Annotated in this window: 13 protein-coding genes; all 13 read right to left on the bottom strand. The window is 56.8% G+C overall.

All coding sequences use genetic code 11. From position 1 onward, the window contains the following. Window positions 1–60: 60 nt before the first annotated feature. A complete protein-coding gene (gene trpB, locus B9Z33_RS13530; RefSeq protein WP_108287540.1) occupies window positions 61–1,344 on the bottom strand; it encodes a tryptophan synthase subunit beta in 1,284 nt (427 codons plus the stop codon). A 34-nt stretch (window positions 1,345–1,378) separates the two neighbouring features. Beyond that, window positions 1,379–2,056 carry a phosphoribosylanthranilate isomerase gene (locus B9Z33_RS13525; protein WP_108287539.1) on the bottom strand — a complete coding sequence of 226 codons (678 nt, stop codon included), beginning with the start codon at window positions 2,054–2,056 and terminating at the stop codon, window positions 1,379–1,381. Beyond that, window positions 2,053–2,838, bottom strand: a complete 786-nt coding sequence (truA, locus tag B9Z33_RS13520) for a tRNA pseudouridine(38-40) synthase TruA (protein WP_108287538.1) — start codon at window positions 2,836–2,838, stop codon at window positions 2,053–2,055. Before truA ends, B9Z33_RS13525 begins: the two co-directional genes overlap by 4 nt. Beyond that, the gene (locus B9Z33_RS13515) at window positions 2,835–4,301 is read right to left on the bottom strand and encodes a FimV family protein (protein ID WP_158270219.1); all 1,467 of its coding nucleotides are present in this window, start codon (window positions 4,299–4,301) and stop codon (window positions 2,835–2,837) included. The genes truA and B9Z33_RS13515 overlap by 4 nt, the downstream gene beginning before the upstream one ends. Before the next feature lie 22 nt (window positions 4,302–4,323). Beyond that, window positions 4,324–5,454: an aspartate-semialdehyde dehydrogenase gene (gene asd, locus B9Z33_RS13510; RefSeq protein WP_108287536.1), complete on the bottom strand. Its 1,131-nt coding sequence runs from the start codon at window positions 5,452–5,454 to the stop codon at window positions 4,324–4,326. 430 nt (window positions 5,455–5,884) lie between these two features. Next, window positions 5,885–6,742: a hypothetical protein gene (locus tag B9Z33_RS13505; protein ID WP_108287535.1), complete on the bottom strand. Its 858-nt coding sequence runs from the start codon at window positions 6,740–6,742 to the stop codon at window positions 5,885–5,887. After that, window positions 6,739–8,520, bottom strand: coding sequence for an AAA family ATPase (locus tag B9Z33_RS13500; protein ID WP_108287534.1), 1,782 nt, complete (start codon window positions 8,518–8,520; stop codon window positions 6,739–6,741). The genes B9Z33_RS13505 and B9Z33_RS13500 overlap by 4 nt, the downstream gene beginning before the upstream one ends. 1 nt (window position 8,521) lies before the next feature. Next, on the bottom strand, window positions 8,522–10,477 hold the full coding sequence (locus tag B9Z33_RS13495; protein ID WP_108287533.1) for a restriction endonuclease subunit S: 1,956 nt from the start codon (window positions 10,475–10,477) through the stop codon (window positions 8,522–8,524). Next, window positions 10,477–11,523, bottom strand: a complete 1,047-nt coding sequence (locus B9Z33_RS13490) for a YhcG family protein (RefSeq protein ID WP_108287532.1) — start codon at window positions 11,521–11,523, stop codon at window positions 10,477–10,479. Before B9Z33_RS13490 ends, B9Z33_RS13495 begins: the two co-directional genes overlap by 1 nt. Further along, window positions 11,516–13,303 (bottom strand): type I restriction-modification system subunit M, encoded by a 1,788-nt coding sequence (locus B9Z33_RS13485; protein ID WP_108287531.1) that lies wholly within the window; start codon window positions 13,301–13,303, stop codon window positions 11,516–11,518. The genes B9Z33_RS13490 and B9Z33_RS13485 overlap by 8 nt, the downstream gene beginning before the upstream one ends. A gap of 37 nt (window positions 13,304–13,340) precedes the next feature. After that, window positions 13,341–15,779, bottom strand: a complete 2,439-nt coding sequence (gene hsdR, locus B9Z33_RS13480) for an EcoAI/FtnUII family type I restriction enzme subunit R (RefSeq protein WP_108287530.1) — start codon at window positions 15,777–15,779, stop codon at window positions 13,341–13,343. Between the two features lie 82 nt (window positions 15,780–15,861). Further along, window positions 15,862–16,947 (bottom strand): 3-isopropylmalate dehydrogenase, encoded by a 1,086-nt coding sequence (gene leuB, locus B9Z33_RS13475; protein ID WP_108287529.1) that lies wholly within the window; start codon window positions 16,945–16,947, stop codon window positions 15,862–15,864. Window positions 16,948–17,041: 94 nt separating this feature from the next. After that, window positions 17,042–17,698 (bottom strand): 3-isopropylmalate dehydratase small subunit, encoded by a 657-nt coding sequence (leuD, locus tag B9Z33_RS13470; RefSeq protein ID WP_108287528.1) that lies wholly within the window; start codon window positions 17,696–17,698, stop codon window positions 17,042–17,044. Window positions 17,699–17,713 lie beyond the last annotated feature (15 nt).

The following is a 17,713-nucleotide window of genomic DNA, read 5'->3' as shown; positions in this document are numbered from 1 at the left end:
CGCGAATGGGTGAACAACGAAGAAAACCATTCGGCCGCAGGGGCGGCCTCCCACGAGGGATTATTTGGAAAAATTGACGGGCTGCTCGCCGCCTTTGACCGACTGGCCCTGGCAGCTGGGGCGGCAATAGAAGTCGGCGTTCGACAAGTCGGCCACGGTACCGATGTCCTTGTCGCCCCGGCCCGACAGGTTGACCAGAATCGACTGGTCGGAGCGCATGGTTTTGGCCAGCTTCATGGCGTAGGCCACGGCGTGGCTCGACTCCAACGCCGGGATGATGCCTTCGGTGCGGCACAGGTAATGGAAGGCTTCGAGCGCTTCCTTGTCAGTGATGCCGACGTACTCGGCGCGGCCAATGTCTTTCAGGAAAGCATGTTCGGGGCCCACACCAGGGTAGTCCAGACCGGCGCTCACGCTGTGCGTTTCGGTGATCTGGCCATTCTCGTCTTGCAGGATGTAGGTGCGGTTGCCGTGCAGCACGCCGGGGCTGCCCAATTGCAGCGATGCCGAGTGCTTGCCCGTGTCCATGCCTTCACCGGCCGCTTCCACGCCGATCAGGCGGGTTTTTTCAAACGGGATGTAGGGGTAGAAGATGCCCATGGCATTGCTGCCACCGCCCACGCAGGCGATCACCGCGTCAGGCTGTTCCTCGGCCATTTTCAGGCTCTTGAACATCTCGGGCATTTGCGTGAGGCATTCTTCGCCGATCACGCTCTGGAAGTCGCGCACCATCATGGGGTAGGGGTGCGGGCCCGCCACAGTGCCGATGATGTAGAAGGTGTTGTCCACGTTGGCCACCCAGTCACGCATGGCTTCATTCAGGGCGTCTTTCAGGGTTTTGCTGCCGGATTCGACAGGCACCACGGTCGCGCCCAGGAGCTTCATGCGGTAGACGTTGGGGCTTTGGCGTTTGACGTCTTCAGCGCCCATGTAAACCACGCACTCCAGCCCGTAACGGGCGCAGATGGTGGCCGTGGCCACGCCGTGCTGGCCCGCGCCGGTCTCGGCAATGATGCGCGGCTTGCCCATGCGTTTGGCGAGCATGGCCTGGCCAATGGTGTTGTTGATCTTGTGCGCGCCAGTGTGGTTGAGGTCTTCGCGCTTCAAGAAAATCTGCGCGCCGCCCATCTCGCGGCTCATGCGGGCTGCGTGGTAGACGGGCGAGGGGCGGCCCACAAAGTGCGCCAGCTCGGACTTGAATTCGGCGATGAATTCAGGGTCGTGCTGGTATTTGACGTAAGCGGCTTTGAGTTCGTTGATGGCGTGCGTCAGGGTTTCTGACACAAAGCTGCCGCCATAAATGCCGAAATGGCCCTTGGCGTCGGGTTGTTGGTAGTCGTACATGGCAAGTGGTGCCGGGGTTCAGCCCGGGAAAAATTCAAAGGGGGTCAGCATCGGCCGCACGCACGGCTGCCACGAATTGCTGGATTTTTTCGGCATCTTTCAGGCCCTTGGCGGCCTCGATGCCCGAGCTCACGTCAACGGCCAGCGACAGCCCGCGTGAGCGCAGCGCCCGAATGCCATCGCCCACGTTTGCAGGTGTGAGTCCACCAGACAAAACGAGGTGAGCATTGACGTTTGGTGGCAGCAGTGACCAATTGAATGTTTTCCCGCCGCCGCCGTATCCGTCGACATGAGCGTCGAGCAAGAGGGCTTGGGCTTGCTGGTGAAGGAGCGCAAATTCTAGCAAGTCGAAGTCGGCCACCCCGGACAGGGGGATTCGGGCGGCTTTGAGGTGGGGACGACCTGTGGCCAGACTCATGGCTGCGCAAAATTCGGGGCTCTCATCACCGTGAAATTGGAGCAAGGCTCCGGGCACAGCCGAGCAGGCTGACTGGATGCGCTCGGGCGTGTCGTTGACGAACAGCAGAACGGGCATCACAAAGGCGGGCAGCCAACGGGCCAGTTCGGCCGCACGTTCAATGCTCACGCTGCGTGGGCTGGGCGGGTAGAGCACAAAACCAATGGCGTCTGCGCCGGCAGCACAGGCGGCCATCACGTCGGCTTCGCGAGTGAAGCCGCACATTTTGATGCGAGTGCGTTGTTGCGGCGTCATGGCAACCAATCAAAAGCGGGGGTGGTGTCGGGCAGGCCCCATTCAGGACTGTAGATGGGCCCGGCAAAATACAGGCCGTCAGGCGAAAACGTGGGGGCAGCTGCATCGCGGCTTTTGGCGTGTAGCACCTCGCGCATCCAGTCCGGCGTCTGGTTGCCTTGGCCAATGGTGACCAAGCAGCCCATGATGTTGCGGATCATGTGGTGCAAAAAGGCGTTGCCCTCAAACTCGAAGCGCCAATATGCGCCGTGCTTGGCAATGCGGATATGCCGCAGTGTCTTCACGGGCGACAAGGCTTGGCAGCTGCTGGCTCTGAATGAAGAAAAGTCGTGTTCACCCAACAAATGCAAGCTGGCCTGACGCATGGCCTCTTCGCTCAGCGGTCGGTAAACCCAACCCACGCGGCCCGCTTCCAGGCTGGGGCGCACGATCGAGTCGAGCAGCACATAAACATAGCGCCGGCCCGTGGCACTGGCGCGGCAGTGAAAGCTGTCGGGCACCACTTGCGCCCACTGCACCGCGATGTCTGGAGGCAAATACCGGTTGGTGCCCCGCACCCAGGAATGGGTGTCGCGTTCGATCTCGGTGTCAAAGTGCACCACCTGCATCAAGCCGTGCACACCCGCATCGGTGCGGCCGGCACACAAAGTGCTGACCCGCGGTACATCGGCAAATTTGGCCAAGGCTTTTTCAAGCTTGTCCTGGATGGTCAAGCCCGTGCTTTGGCTTTGCCAGCCTTGGTAAGCCGTGCCGGAGTAACAGATGCCAAGTGCGAGTCTCACTGGCTTTGGCCTGTTGTGTGGGGCGCTTGCGGGCCAGGCGTAGTGTCCGCTGCGGGTGTCAGGTTCAAGTCCAGACCGGCAAATTGAGGCGGCAGGCCCGAAGGCAATGGCGAGGCCTGACGTGCTGGAGCCAAACGGCTGTCCGTGCCAAACAAATCGACGGGTTTTGCAGGGCGGCGTCTGACCACCCACACCAAGCCAGCCATGCCTGCCAGCAAGGCCATGACCCAAGCCCAGATGCTTGGGTTGCGGCTGATGGTGTCCAGCAAGGGGGCCGAAGGAGCTTCTGCAGCCGCAACGGGAAGGCTAGGTTTCAGGGCCGAGGGCTCGGCAAGGCTTGTTTTTTCGGGGCCGGGCTGGGCCGACAAGGACTTCAAGGTTTCCAGGTTCTTTTTCAGCGCCGCGAGTTGCTCGGTTTTGTCCTGGATTTCGCGCTCCACGGCCAAGCGGGCCTCTGCACTGTCGGCCGTGACTTCCCGTTTGCTCAGGGTCAATTTGTCCTGCTCGGTGGGGACCGGTACCGTGGTGGGCGCTTCGGTGGCGACTTTACCGGTCATTTCGCGGCTGGCCGTGTCTGTGGCCTTCAAGGTGGATTGCGCAAGACGCCGGGCATAGGCCACAAAGTCCGCAGTTTGTGCGATCACCGTTTGCCGGGCTTCTTCGGCCGAAATTTGCGCAGCCTCTTGCGCGTTGGGCAGATGAACTGGGGCGCCTTCGCGCAGCAGGTTCACATTGCCTTCGATGAAAGCCTCGGGGTTGGCGCGCACCATGGCCAGCAACATTTGGTCGAGTGACACGCCGGCAGGCATTTGGCGCAAAACCAACTTCGAGGCGGTGTCGCCTGCCCGCACGGTGATGGCGTCTTCGGCATTGCGAACGGTGTTGTCAACCGCGGGTGCTGCGGTGACCGCCAAGGCTTGCGGGGAGACCACAGGCGCGATGACCGCTGTGGTGGCCGCTGCATCACCTTGGGGCTTGTCTGTTCGGACTTTTAATGCGCCGACGGGCGAGACCAGCAGCGTGTAGTTCATGGCCAGACGGCCTGAAGGCCACTGGGCCTCCACAATCACATCGACAAAGTGCTCGTTGACCGGTGTTTGCCCGGTCAAGGCGATGTAGGGTTTACCGTCACCGCGAAACTCCAAGCGGGTTTGCAGGCCCTGAAGGGCGGGGTGAAACGCCATGCCTGCTTGTTCAAAACTGGCCGGTTCTGCCAGCTGTACCTTGAGCTTGCGCAGGTCTTCGACCTTGTATTGCGTGATCTCAATGGCGGCCCGAAGCGGTTCGCCCAAACCTGATTCCACCGAGAACTGGCCCAGCGTCAACGCCTTGACCGACAAGCTGGCACAGGCCAGCAGCGATGCCACAACCCAAGCTCTTGGCAGAGCTGGGTTTTTTTGCGGGAAGCGGTTCAGGCGCAGCATGTTTTCAGTGGCGTCTTGGGTCACCGAACGGTCACGCACAAAAGAATGCTGCGCCCCGGCATCAAGCGTCCAGCAAGATGCGCAGCATGCGGCGCAGCGGCTCGGCCGCGCCCCACAGCAGCTGGTCACCGATGGTGAACGCGCCGACATACTCAGGGCCCATGGCCAGCTTGCGCACGCGACCCACAGGGATCGTCATGGTGCCGGTCACTGCCACGGGGGTCAGGTCTTTCACAGTGGCTTCGCGGGTGTTGGGTACCACTTTGACCCACTCGTTGTCGGCGGCGATCATGGCTTCGATGTCGGCCACGGGCACGTCTTTTTTGAGCTTGAAGGTCAGGGCTTGGCTGTGGCAGCGCATCGCGCCCACGCGCACGCAGAAACCGTCCACTGGAATGGCGGCAGAGTTGAAGCCCTCGCCCATGCCCAAAATCTTGTTGGTTTCGGCCATGCCTTTCCACTCTTCTTTGGACATGCCATTGCCCAGATCCTTGTCGATCCAGGGGATCAGCGAACCGCCCAGTGGCACGCCAAAGTTGGCGGTCTCAGCTGCCGTGAGGGCGCGTTGTTTAGCCACGACCATGCGGTCGATTTCCAGAATCGCGCTCTTGGGGTCGTCCAGCAGGGCTTTGACTTCGGCATTCAGGGTGCCGTATTGGGTCAGCAGCTCGCGCATGTGTTGTGCGCCGCCACCAGACGCGGCTTGGTAAGTCTGGGTGCTCATCCACTCGACCAGTCCGGCTTTGTACAAAGCGCCCACGCCCATCAGCATGCACGAGACGGTGCAGTTGCCACCCACCCAGTTGTTGCCGCCGTGTGCCAAGGCGTTTTTGATCACGGGCATGTTGACCGGATCCAAGATGATCACGGCGTCTTTTTCCATGCGCAGGGTCGAGGCCGCGTCGATCCAGTGGCCAGTCCAGCCCGCAGCGCGCAGCTTAGGGAAGACCTCAGAGGTGTAGTCGCCGCCTTGGGCCGTGATGATGATGTCGCAGCGTTTGAGCTGCTCGATGTTGAAAGCGTCTTGCAGTGTGGTTTCGTTCTTGGCCATCGAAGGGGCTTTGCCGCCCGCGTTCGATGTGGAGAAGAACAATGGCTCGATCAGGTCAAAGTCTTTTTCCTGAATCATGCGGTCCATCAGAACCGAGCCGACCATGCCGCGCCAGCCGACCAAACCTACTAACTTGCTCATTTCAACGCCCTTTCAGTTTTTAAAACAGTGTCAGACCAGACTGTTTGCCCGGCTCGTCTGGCCGGGAGGGGCGCACGACGAACCAGGCCGGATCAGCCCTTAATGGTCGTGGTTTTTGTGGAAGTTGCACGCGCGCCAGCAGCCACTGCAGCGGCAGTGATCTGGTTCAGGGAGAAAAGGCGGGCGTGGAACATGGGAAAACATTGTAACGGATAGGCTTTAGTGGGCCTTACACGGGGGCCTGTTGTGGCTTCGGGGTAAGTGTCAGGGGTGTATCTGGTTTTTGGTTTTCTTCAAGCTTCGTCAGCGGTAGCGCAGTCGAAGATCTAGGTTTTGTTGATCAGTGTTGTCTCCATAAAGGCTGCAGTAAGGTCTGACTCCAGATAGAGGTCAGACTTCCCCTGCGATGTCCATCTTTCATTTCAACGTCTTATCCGATCAATCTTAATAGCTGTGGCTCATTGCGGACTTGCAGGCACCAACGTGCCACCGATGACAACTCGGCTGACCTATCTGTCAATTCCCGTACCTTAGCGCGAACTTCCAGTAGCTTAGCCTTTGCCGCCGGATTCTTTCCGCATGCGCACTTAGCTTTTGCGGCTAGAAAGTCTTGAATCAAAGCATCTACCTTCTGCCAAACGCTACGGCGCGCTTCTGCCAGTGGCACATGCTCATTGAGCTTCATGCGCCTTACGGTCTCACTGACTCGTTCTTGCTCCCAAAGGGAACTGCCCGGCATAGGGATGAGCTTGCCCTCTTCGTCGAATGCGATGAGCGAGACATCGTCGTCGTCGATCGGGTCTAGCAGGTAGGGCACCTCGGATTCCTCGCATCGCGTGTCAAACGCAGAGCAAAGCGAGCCCTGTTGCAATGGGAACCAGCCGCCCTTTTTGCGATTACCAACGTTTCCACAAACCCGAAAATTCATGTAGTCGAAAGCAAGCCACCAGTAGCCGTCACGCCCTGTGCCATCCAAGGCCTTGGCCTCCTTCTTGGGCCGGAAATGCTCAACGTCGTAATGCGAATAGAGATCGCGCACCTCAGAGAACCAACACTTGCCGCCCGACAGCGCCAACAGCCACTGCTTGAGCGCACCCCAGTGCGGGCCGTTGGCATCGATCAGGGTATTACGTTCGTCCTTTTTGTTCGAGGCCTGTAGTGTTGCCATGTCAGCCACTAACTGCGCGGACTTCACCAACCATGTATCCCATTGCGCTTGAGTCCATGGGGTCCAGCCCGGAATGTCGCTGTCCGTCGGCCGTTTGTGTTCTAGGTCGATGAAAATCACTTGCCGACCTCCTCTCTCAGAATCTCGTCAATGATCTCGTCCGCAACCCTGTTTTGCTCGGCCTGCTCATCTGGGCTGAGCGTAGGTTTTCGGAACTTCCTGTGTTCCGCCATCTTTCGCACGAACAGCGCGTAATCAGGGTCACGGAAATCAGACGTAGAAAAGCCTAGGTCTGCAAGTTCGGTTGACAGACGACTAAGTTCAGCATGTTCATCTGGTGTGCGCGCCAACTTAACGAGCAACTCATTGCGACGGAATAAGCGTCGTTCTGTCTCCATGTCCAACGTGGACGAAAGGCCAAACAACTCACTCTTTAGCAAGCCTGTTACACCCATGCCTTGTGGATGCTCTAACGGCACGTCCACTACTGTGCTTCCACCTTGCCGCCTCAGAATGTGCACCTGTTCCCGCTTGAGGCTGCCCACCATCATTGGGTCATGCGTGGTGATGAGGATTTGTGACTCACCCTGCACCATGGCGTCATCGGGCGAAAGCACGCCCTCGATGTCGTCGAAATAGCGGAGCTTCCAAATGGGGTTGAGGTGGGTGTCGGGCTCGTCAAGCAAGAACAAGCAATTATCCTCACGGGTAATGCGCATCAGACCAAGCACGGTGAGCATTTGCAGCTCACCTTCAGAGAGTTGGGTGAAACTCACCTTCCCGCCGTGTTCGTCTCGTTTCTTGACGGTGATGCGCACCTCGTCGATCAGGTCGCCGATGTACGCGCCCTCTGCATAACGGAAAAAGCTATCTGGGCTTCCCACCAGCTCGCCAAGTTTCTTTAATTTTTCCTGACTGGGCACGAACAGATAAAGCTGCTTTTGCTTTTCGCTTCGCCCCCTGAAGTCGATCTGCTTAGTGGCCTCTTGCTCAATGGGTGCCCAAGAAACTTGCCATAGCTTGTCGAGAAACTCGCTCACCACGTTGCCGCGTGCGAACCAAAAGCGTGGATCGCCCTCGGTCAAATCCTGGTCATCAAACTTGCCGCCTCTGCGCTTTTCACGAAGACGGTGCGGCTCCTTTAGTACGAACAGCGCTGACTCCAGTGATTCGATGTGCAGATTTTTCAGAACCTTCTTAAATACAGGATCATCAGACAGCAGGCAGGCCAGCAACACCAATTGACTGTGGCCGCCACGACAATAAAACAAGCGACGCAGGCGATCATCGCCTGCTTGTTTTAACCTAGAGTCGTGCCTGCGTGTGGCCTCTTGAATGGAGCGAATGTCAGCTTCAGAGCCTGCGAATTTTTCCAATAAGTGTTCGTCTAATACCTCGTCTGTGGTGATTTCTTGGCGGCGGTTAAAACGTCGCTGGTGCTCCTGGAAAAGCACTTCAATGCGCTCATTTCGGCCCGAGTAATACGCGAAAACGTGTGTGGGCAACAGCCGTGGCCCACGGCGCTCATCACGTGGAAATTGGTAGCGATCATCGTTGGTGCGCAGATAGTCTTGAGTGACTTTGTCACCATCTACCCAGACAAGAGGGGTCTTCTGCTCGGTGGCCTCAATACGCACCGCATGACCGCGAATGCTGTATTCCAGCGTGTAGGCCAAGGACGCTCTATTGCCCAAGTCGATGTCCCGAAAAATGGTGATCAGCGCCTCAATCAGGTTGGATTTTCCTGTGCCGTTCTGGCCTATCAGCGCATGGCTTCGGATGGGCTTGGGCTTGGTATCAGCCGACGCGCTGGCAGAGGGTGTCAGGTGCGAATCGAACGCAATGTCGAGATCGCGGAGGTTGCGAAAGGCTGGGATTCGGATGCGCTGCAGCTGCATATCAAGCGTTCACCATGTCAGTTGGTTTTTCACGCATCACGGCTGGCGCAGGTTTTTGTATCCAACCTTGCGCCACCTCGATTTTGAGTTGCGCATAGAAGACATCAATCTCGCTACCAAAGCGCTGCCACAAATCCTTGGCTCTCATTACGCCGTTGTGTCGAGCCAAGATGGTGGCCAGCGGCGCTTGATCCTTGATGCCGGGGGGGTTATCCAAGTGCAGCATGGCGATCAACTCAGTTTGAGGGGCTTTCATGGGTTCCTCTTCTTTTTCAATGGCTATACCGGTAAAACCTGACACCACAGCATCGGCTAAAACCCGTGCAAGTGAATGCTTCTTTTTGAGTTGACTCCGCCACTCTCCGCATCGGTTCCCCAGCCTGGCAAGCATCGAGAGGATTCGACGTTGCTCGTCAATAGGCGGAATCGGTATTGGAAAGCTGCGCAACTGGGTCATGTTGATAGACGCGAGATTGGTCGTCTGCTTGGAGGCTCCAGCAAAGTAGTTGCGTCCAATGTCGGAGTTAAAAACCAATTCAACCCAGTCATTGAGAAGATGCGCACTGGGGACGCGTGCTTTGAACACGTGGTTTTGATGCAAGCAGTTCATTGCACCACCACGCCAGATAGCCGTACGACCTACTTTGTCCCAATCACCGCCTTCCGTGATCAGTAGATCGCCTTCACTGACTTGGTACTTCGCCAGTTCGTCAGAAGCAATTTCAATGGTCTTTAAGTTTTCTAATTTGAAGTAGCCACGTTGAACGTTGGCAACCGCCAAGTATGGGCAGACGATCATCTGCCTTCCACGAAGGTTTCGACCTTTAGTGACTCCGCCAATGACAACAGCCAATTCGTCGAATGCTGCGACCGCCCAATGATCAGGGTAGATTTCGGCGGCATCAGCCATGTCGACCTGCTTTTGACGACGCATCAACCCATCGGAAATGTATTTCTCGCGCAGCTTGATGCAATCGGCCTTGATGGAATCAAGGTTCGGAGGCGTAGATGAAGCTTTTACTAGCAAGCCGCGTACCGCCAAAGTTTTCAACGCTCCCAGCATTTCATCCACGTCTTCCGGCGCATCATTCAATTGGCCAAAATTACCTGCCAGTCGTGTCCAGTTGGTTTGCAGTTCGTGCGGACTTTGGCTGGTGGCGACGGCTTGCAGGGTGGATTGCCGCAGGTTGTTTTGTATTTTTCTGCGGGTTTGCTGCTGCGCTTCCAGCTTGTCGCACAAGGCCATCAGTTCATCGACTTTGGCGACGATTCGGGCTTGTTCTTCAAGTGGAGGCAAAGCTGCGGGCAATGCCAACAATTGATCCTGTTTTATTCCAGAGACTGTTGTTCCGGTGCCCTTCAACTCACGAGTTCGATAGAGGATCAAGAAAAAATCAGCATTCACTTCCTTTGGTAGTTCTAGCGCCTTAAGGTCTTGGTTGATAGCAATCGCAATACGGTTAATTGCAACCTTGCCAAGGCCCATTCGAGTACAAACGATCACTCGACCAGGCGGAATAAGATTTGATGAACTTGAATTAAGCCCCTCTAACGTAATATGGTCCTCTGTGTCATCTAGATATTTCAGCTCCTTCATGTCCTTAACACTGGCCCAAGGGATATCACCTCCCCAGTAAGCTGGGTTATTCTTTGATGGAGTTCCACCCCCAATGATCGTCAAAGCCAAGTCACCCAAACGGCAGATAATCCAGTGGTTTGGTGCTTTGATAAGCTCTCTTGATGAGTAAGGCTGCTTAGGTATTACTTTTTTTCTTTCTGGGTGATCTCTCTTCTGCTTTTCAATAGTCTCTAGCAACGGTGCTGCGTCAATAGGTGTTTCAGCAATTGTCAGGTCGCCAGATACTGCGAGTTGCAGCACCAATTCCCGCAACTTGCCCACCCCGCCCGGCGCATTTGCAAGGTGCCCAAACTCCGCCAAAAAATTTTGTGCGTCCATCAGGCTGGGTCCTCTTCAGTAGTTTCATCCCCGGCCAGTGCCTGCTCGATTTGTTCGATGCTGGGCAGGCTGGTTTGCAGCTCGGTCGGCAAAGATTCAATCAATTGGTACTCCGCCACACCCATGGGTTGGGCACTGTCGCGCAGGGCGTATTCGGCCACCACTTTATTTTTGCTTTTGCACAGCAGCAAGCCAATGGTGGGTTTGTCGTGCTCGGTTTTAATTTGTGTGTCCACGGCGGTCAGGTAAAAGCTCAGTTGCCCCAGGTGTTCGGGTTTGAACTTGCCGCCCTTGAGTTCAATGACCACATAGCAGCGCAACTTGAGGTGGTAGAACAACAGGTCAATAAAAAACTCGTCGCCTCCCACATTGAGCAGCACCTGCCGACCAACAAAGGCAAAGCCCGCGCCCAGCTCCAGCAAGAACTCGGTGAGGTGTTTGACCAGGGCGTGTTCAATTTCGCGCTCTTGGGCTTCTGCGCTCAGACCCAAAAAGTCAAATCGGTAGGGGTCTTTCAGGGATTCTCGTGCCAGGTCGGAATCGAGCTTGGGCAGTTGGGCCTCAAAGTTCGTCACCGCCGTGCCGCTGCGTTCTTGCAGCTGGGTTTCGATCTGCATGACCAGCACATTGCGCGACCAGTTGTGTTCAATGGCCTTGGCTGCGTACCAACGGCGCGCTTCGGGGCTGGGCAGTTTGTCCAGCAGTGCCAGATGGTGGTACCAAGGCAATTGTGCAAGCACCCCTTGCACAAAGTCGGCATCTGGCCAGGCTTGGGCAAAGGCCCGCATGTATTTGAGGTTGCGGGGTGAAAACCCCTTCATGTCTGGAAATGCGGCACGCAGGTCTTGCGCCAACCGATCGATGACTTTGGCCCCCCAGCCCTGTTGGGCCTGACGTGTCAGGATGTCTTGGCCAATTTGCCAATACAGCAGCACCAGCTCGCGGTTAACCGCCAGTGCGGCGCGTTGTTGGGCTTGGTGGATGCGGCTTTTGAGACTGGTCAGCCAGTCGGCGTAACCTGGGGGCAGGGGAACGATGTCAGGCATCGTTGACCTCAGGACTGCTGAAGTGGTGGGCCAAGGCGGCAGCCAGCTCGCCTTTGAGTTGGTTCTCGGTTTCTTCAATTTCGCCTAGCAGCTGTTTGAACTTGTCGAGCAGCACGTCGGGGTCGTGGATTTCTTCCTCGGCCGCGTTGGGGTTTTTGATGTCGAGGTTGTAGATCGGCCAATAGAGTCGGTCCCCCGCAGCCTGCGCGTCGCGCGCCTGCAGGCGCAGTGGTTCTGCCGCGGCTCGCAGCTCGGTGATTTCGGCGTCAATCTTTTCGCGATGGGCGGTGTCGGTGGTGCCCACCAAGCTCTTGCGCAGGTCGGTGGCTTGGCCCTCCAGAGCTGCAGCCTTGTTGTTCAGGTCTTCGGCGCGTTGCCAATGGGGTTGCGCGGCGGCTTCGGCCTGTTCGCGTTTGGTTTTGAAGTCGACCTTCCAGGCGAATTCGTTTTCCACGCGGTCGGCAAAGTCGTTGGCCTCATTGCCCCACCACTCTTGTTCGGGCTTGAATTCCTCTAACCGGATCGGCTTGGTTTTGGAATAGCTTTTGTAGCCAGTTGGGTAAGGGTGCTCGTAAAACCAAATGGTGTCGGTATGGAATCGTTCGGTGCCATCGTCCACCGTGGTGCCCTTGGTAAAGAACAACAGGTTGGTTTTGATGGAGGTGTAAGGCGCAAACACACCTTTGGGCAGACGGATGATGGTGTGCAGTTTGCAGTCGCGCAACATCAGCTTTTTCAGGGAGCCCTTGATGCCATCGCCAAAGAGAAAGCCATCGGGCAGCACCACAGAGGCGCGGCCATTTTCTTTGAGGAGCTTTTTGATGATGAGCGCCATGAACATGTCGGCGGTTTCGCGGGTGCGCAGGTCTGCAGGGTAGTCGCTTCCTACGCCGTCGTCTTCATAGCCGCCAAAGGGTGGGTTGGTGATGACGCAGTCCATCTTGTTGTTGGCACTCCACTCGTTCCAACCGATGCCTAGCGTGTTGCGGTGCTCGATCTGACTGGGCACGTCAATGCCGTGCAGCAGCATGTTGGTGGTGCACAGCAGGTGAGGCAGCTGCTTTTTTTCAATGCCGAAGATCAGTTCTTCAATAGCGCGTTTGTCTTCGGCGCTGGATTTGGTGCTGAGCTGGTTGCGGAAATGGTCGATGGCAGCGGTTAAAAAGCCGCCCGTGCCGCAGGCTGGGTCCATGACGGTTTCGCGCTTATCCAAGCGCGGATTGACGCGATCGGCCATGAACGCGGTGATGGCACGCGGGGTGTAAAACTCACCTGCATTGCCTGCGCCACGCAGGTCGTTGAGCATTTGTTCGTACACATCACCCAAACTGGCGCGGGTTTTGAAGTCGTGGAAGTTGATGGTCTCTTCTAGCTTTTCAATCACGGCCAGCACCTGGGGGCCAGACTTCATGTAGTTGTTGGCGTCTTCAAAGACTTGTTTGATGACCTTGTGCTGCGGGCTTTTGCTCGCATCAATCTGCTCTTTCAGTGCGGGAAACAGTTCGTTGTTGATGAAGCCAACGATTTCGGTCGGGGTCTTTTGCGGGGCTTTCTTCCCATCTGCGCCAGCCACATGTGCGGCCCAGTTGCGCCAGCGGTAGCGCTCGGGCAAGGGCGATTTGTATTTGGCGTTGTCGTCTTCCCATTCTTCTTCGCGCTGGTCAAACACTTTGAGGAAAAGCATCCAGGTGAGCTGACCGAGGCGCTGTGCGTCGCCGTCAACACCGTCGTCCTTGCGCATGATGTCCTGAATGGACTTGATGGTGCTGCTGAGATTCATGGGGTTCTGTTCTTATTGTTTGGCCTGCGCAATATGCTCAGGCCTGCTTCTGATCGTTGGTGTCGTAAAGCGCTTGTTCGAGCTCGTGAACAGCTTGAGTGTATTGATCAACGCCGCCAAAAATACCGCGCCGTATTTGGGTTTTGCTGCCGAATTGGTCAAAGGGAGGCAATTCCAATACTTTGGCGTCTTCAATGTCCTGCACACCGTGGTCGGCAAATTTGTCGAGCAAAGCTTCGAGTACAGCGCGAGCCTGATCGCCATATTTGCCAAACACATCGCGTTTTTTGACGTTGTTGGCACGCTCACGGCGGGTGAGTGGTTTTTGGTCAAAGGCAACATGGGCAACCAGGTCAAATACATCCAACTCGCTGCCGTTCGCCACGGCCTGTTGAAGTGTTGCCAACGGTACCCCTTGTTCGGCCAGTTCTTCCAAAACGGCTTGCTTTCGCTCCGTGCTGTTCCATCGACGCAGGAAATCGGTCATGGATCCGAACTCGGTTTGCAACGCCTTTTTGATGTCGTCTTTCAGTAAAACCCGGTAGTCTTCTGTGATGAGCTTGCCATCTGCGTCGAGGTATTGCGATCGCTCAACGGCCACGCGCACATCCACATCATCAAGCACGTACTTGATTCGGCTTTCACCACTGCCTCCACCACCTTCGCCTGAAGTCTCACCCTCTTGGCCGGGGCCATACGGCGGAGGATCGGGTTCGGCCACACCGGGCGGATGGGTTCCTTCTGGTGGCTCAATTTCGGGCGGTACAACGGGTTCATCGGGTTTGGGTTCGTAAATCACCACCGGCTCGCCATCGAAATCTGGGTCAGCGAACAAGCGCGTAGCACCTTTGAAATCCATGATGGTGAAGTAGAGCTTCTGGTAATCCTCCCGCAGGCGAGTACCACGTCCAATGATCTGTTTGAACTCGGTCATCGAGTTGATGTTCTGATCCAAGACAATGAGTTTGCAGGTCTTGGCATCAACCCCGGTGGTCAGGAGCTTGGAGGTGGTCGCAATGACGGGGTAAGGCTCGTCGTTGTCTATGAAGTAAGAAAGCTGGGCTTTGCCTTCGGTGTCGTCGCCCGTGATGCGCATCACGTAGCGGCGGTTGCTGGCGGCGGCTGGGATAAGTTTCACAAGTTCTTGCCGCATCCGTTCGGCGTGGTCCTGGTCATCACAGAACACAATGGTTTTGGCCATCGGGTCGGTAGCTTTAAGGTACTCCCAAACCTTGTTGGCCACCAGCTTGGTGCGCTTTTCCAGTACAAGCGTGCGGTCAAAATCCTTGGTGTTGTATTGGCGTTGAGCTACCTCTTGCCCGTGTTTGTCGACCTTGCCCTTTTCTGGCGTGTAACCGACCGCGTCGACATCGGTTGCGATGCGGATGACCTTGTAGGGGGCCAGAAAACCGTCTTCAATGCCTTGCTTGAGGGAATAGGTGTAAACAGGATCGCCAAAGTAGTGGGTGTTGCTGACCTCTTTGGTTTCTTTGGGTGTGGCGGTCAGGCCCAGATGGGTGGCACTGCTGAAGTATTCAAGCACCTCACGCCAAGCTGAATCTTCAGCAGCGCTGCCTCTGTGGCACTCATCGACAACGATCAAATCGAAAAAGTCTGAAGGAAATTGTTTGTAAATCTGTTTCCACTCTTCCTTGCCAGTCACCGCCTGATAAAGGGCAAGGTAGATTTCGTAGTTTTTCTTAATCTCGCGGTTGGTGACCTTGTGCATGACTTCACCAAAGGGGGCGAAGTCTTGTTGCATGGTTTGGTCAACAAGAATATTGCGGTCGGCCAAGAACAGGATTCGCTTTTTGGCTTTGGCTTTCCACAAGCGCCAGATGATCTGAAAGGCGGTGTAGGTTTTGCCAGTACCTGTGGCCATGACCAACAACACTCGCTGTTGGCCCAGTGCAATGGCTTCGATGGCACGGTTGATGGCTACAGACTGGTAATAGTGGGGCGCTCGACCGCTGCCGTCGGTATAAAAAGGCTGTTCGATGAGTTTGACGGATGCGGGACTGGTCAAACCTTTCCACTGTTGGTACAGCGGCCAAAGTTCATTCAGGGTAGGGAACTCGCTGAGTTGGAGCTCGCGTTCAGCGGGTTGAGTGATGCCCGTGCGATCGTGGATCAGGAAACCTTCGCCATTGCTGCTGATCGCAAAAGGTGCATCCAGCATTTCTGCATAAGCCAGAGCCTGCTGCATGCCGTGTCCAACAGAAAACTTGGCCTGCTTTGCCTCGACGATGGCAATGGGTACATTGGGCCTTCCGTACAGAACAAAATCGGCGCGTTTGGGGCCTCCCTTGGCATCCGGATTTTTGATGCGCGAAGCCAATTTACCGCGCACCATGACTCGGCCTGCAGTGAGGCTGACTTCTTCGCGGAATTGATGCTGCTGCCAACCAGCTTGTTGAATAGCAGGCGTGATGAACTTTGTGCAGATATCGCGTTCGCTGAACTGACGTTTATCCATGCATGAAGTTCCATCATTTGAAAGTCATGAATGCTAATGCATTAATGACCGGCTGTTTCCAGCCGGTTGGACTTTTTCAAGCTCAGCCGAGGGCTTTGACCACCGCATCACCCATTTCGCGGGTGCTGACTTTGGTGGTGCCTTCGCTCCAGATGTCGCCGGTGCGCAGACCTTGAGCCAGCACCTTTTGCACTGCGGCTTCGATGCGCTGGGCGGCGGCGTCCTGGTTCAGGCTGAAGCGCAGCATCATGGCCGCGCTCAGGATGGTGGCCAGCGGGTTGGCGATGCCTTTGCCCGCGATGTCGGGGGCGCTGCCGTGGCTGGGCTCGTACAGGCCCTGGTTTTGGGTGTTCAGGCTGGCCGAGGGCAGCATGCCGATCGAGCCCGTGAGCATGGAGGCTTCGTCGGACAGGATGTCGCCGAACATATTGCCGGTGACCACCACGTCAAAACGCTTGGGCTCCTTGACCAGTTGCATGGCGGCGTTGTCCACGTACATGTGGTCCAGCGCGATATCGGGGTACTCTTTGCCGACTTCGGTGACCACGTCTTTCCAGAACTGGAAGGTTTCCAGCACGTTGGCTTTGTCCACGCTGGTCACACGGCCTTCTTTGCCTGCAGCCTTGCGTTTGCGTGCGGCCTGGAAGGCCACATGGGCGATGCGCTCGATCTCGGGCTTGGAGTAGCGCATGGTGTCAAAGGCTTCTTCGGCGCCGGGGAAGTGGCCGTCGGTCGCGATGCGGCGACCGCGTGGCTGGCCGAAGTAAATGTCGCCCGTGAGCTCGCGGATGATCAAAATGTCCAGACCCGAAATCAGCTCGGGCTTGAGGCTGGACGCGCCCACCAGCTGCTCGTAGCAGATGGCGGGACGGAAGTTGGCGAACAGGCCCATGTGCTTGCGCAGGCCCAAAATGGCTTGCTCGGGGCGCAGGGGGCGGTCGAGCTTGTCGTATTTCCAGTCACCCACCGCGCCAAACAGCACGGCGTCTGACTGCATGGCCAGCTTGAGCGTGGCTTCGGGCAGGGGGTGGCCAAACGCGTCGTAAGCCGCGCCGCCGACCAGAGCGGTTTCCATCTCGAACTTCAAGTCGAGAACGTTCAAGACTTTGACGGCTTCGGCGACGATTTCGGTGCCGATGCCATCACCGGGGAGGACTGCGATTTTCATTTTTGTCGGGTCTGAATGTGGGAGGCCGCCCCTGCGGCCGAAATATGTGCGTGCATTCGGCTGCAGGGGCAGCCTCCCACAAAGGGTGCTGGAATCAGTTGGCGTTGACGGCGGTGTGTGCCAACCAGGGCTTGGTGGTCAGTCGCTCGGCTTCAAAGGCCTTGATCTTGTCGGCGTGGCGCAAGGTCAGACCGATGTCGTCCAGACCGTTGAGCAGGCAGTACTTGCGGAAGGCTTGCACCTCAAACGGGATTTCTTCGCCTTGGGGCTTGACGATCACCTGGCGTTCCAGGTCGACGGTGAGCTCGTAGCCAGGAAAGGCGGCGACTTCATCGAACAGCTGAGCGACCACGGCTTCGGGCAGCACGATGGGCAACAGGCCGTTTTTGAAGCAGTTGTTGAAGAAGATGTCGGCAAAACTGGGCGCGATCACGCAGCGAAAACCGTATTGATCAATGGCCCAAGGGGCGTGTTCACGCGAGGAGCCACAACCGAAGTTCTTGCGGGCCAGCAAGACGCTGGCACCTTGGTAGCGCGGTTGGTTCAGCACGAAGTCTGGGTTGGGCTTGCGGCTGGCCGGGTCTTGGCCGGGGAAGCCCACGTCCAGGTAACGCCATTCGTCGAACAGATTGGGGCCAAAGCCGGTTTTGCGGATGGACTTCAAAAACTGTTTGGGGATGATGGCGTCGGTGTCCACGTTGGCGCGGTCCATCGGGGCCACCAGGCCTTTGAGGAGGGTGAATTTCTGCATGGTGTGATTCCTCGA

It is taken from the genome of Limnohabitans sp. T6-20, assembly GCF_003063505.1.
In the GTDB taxonomy this organism is placed as follows: Bacteria; Pseudomonadota; Gammaproteobacteria; order Burkholderiales; family Burkholderiaceae_C; genus Limnohabitans_A.
Note: the sequence above shows the minus strand (reverse complement) of the source record. Positions and strands in the feature narration are given on the sequence as shown.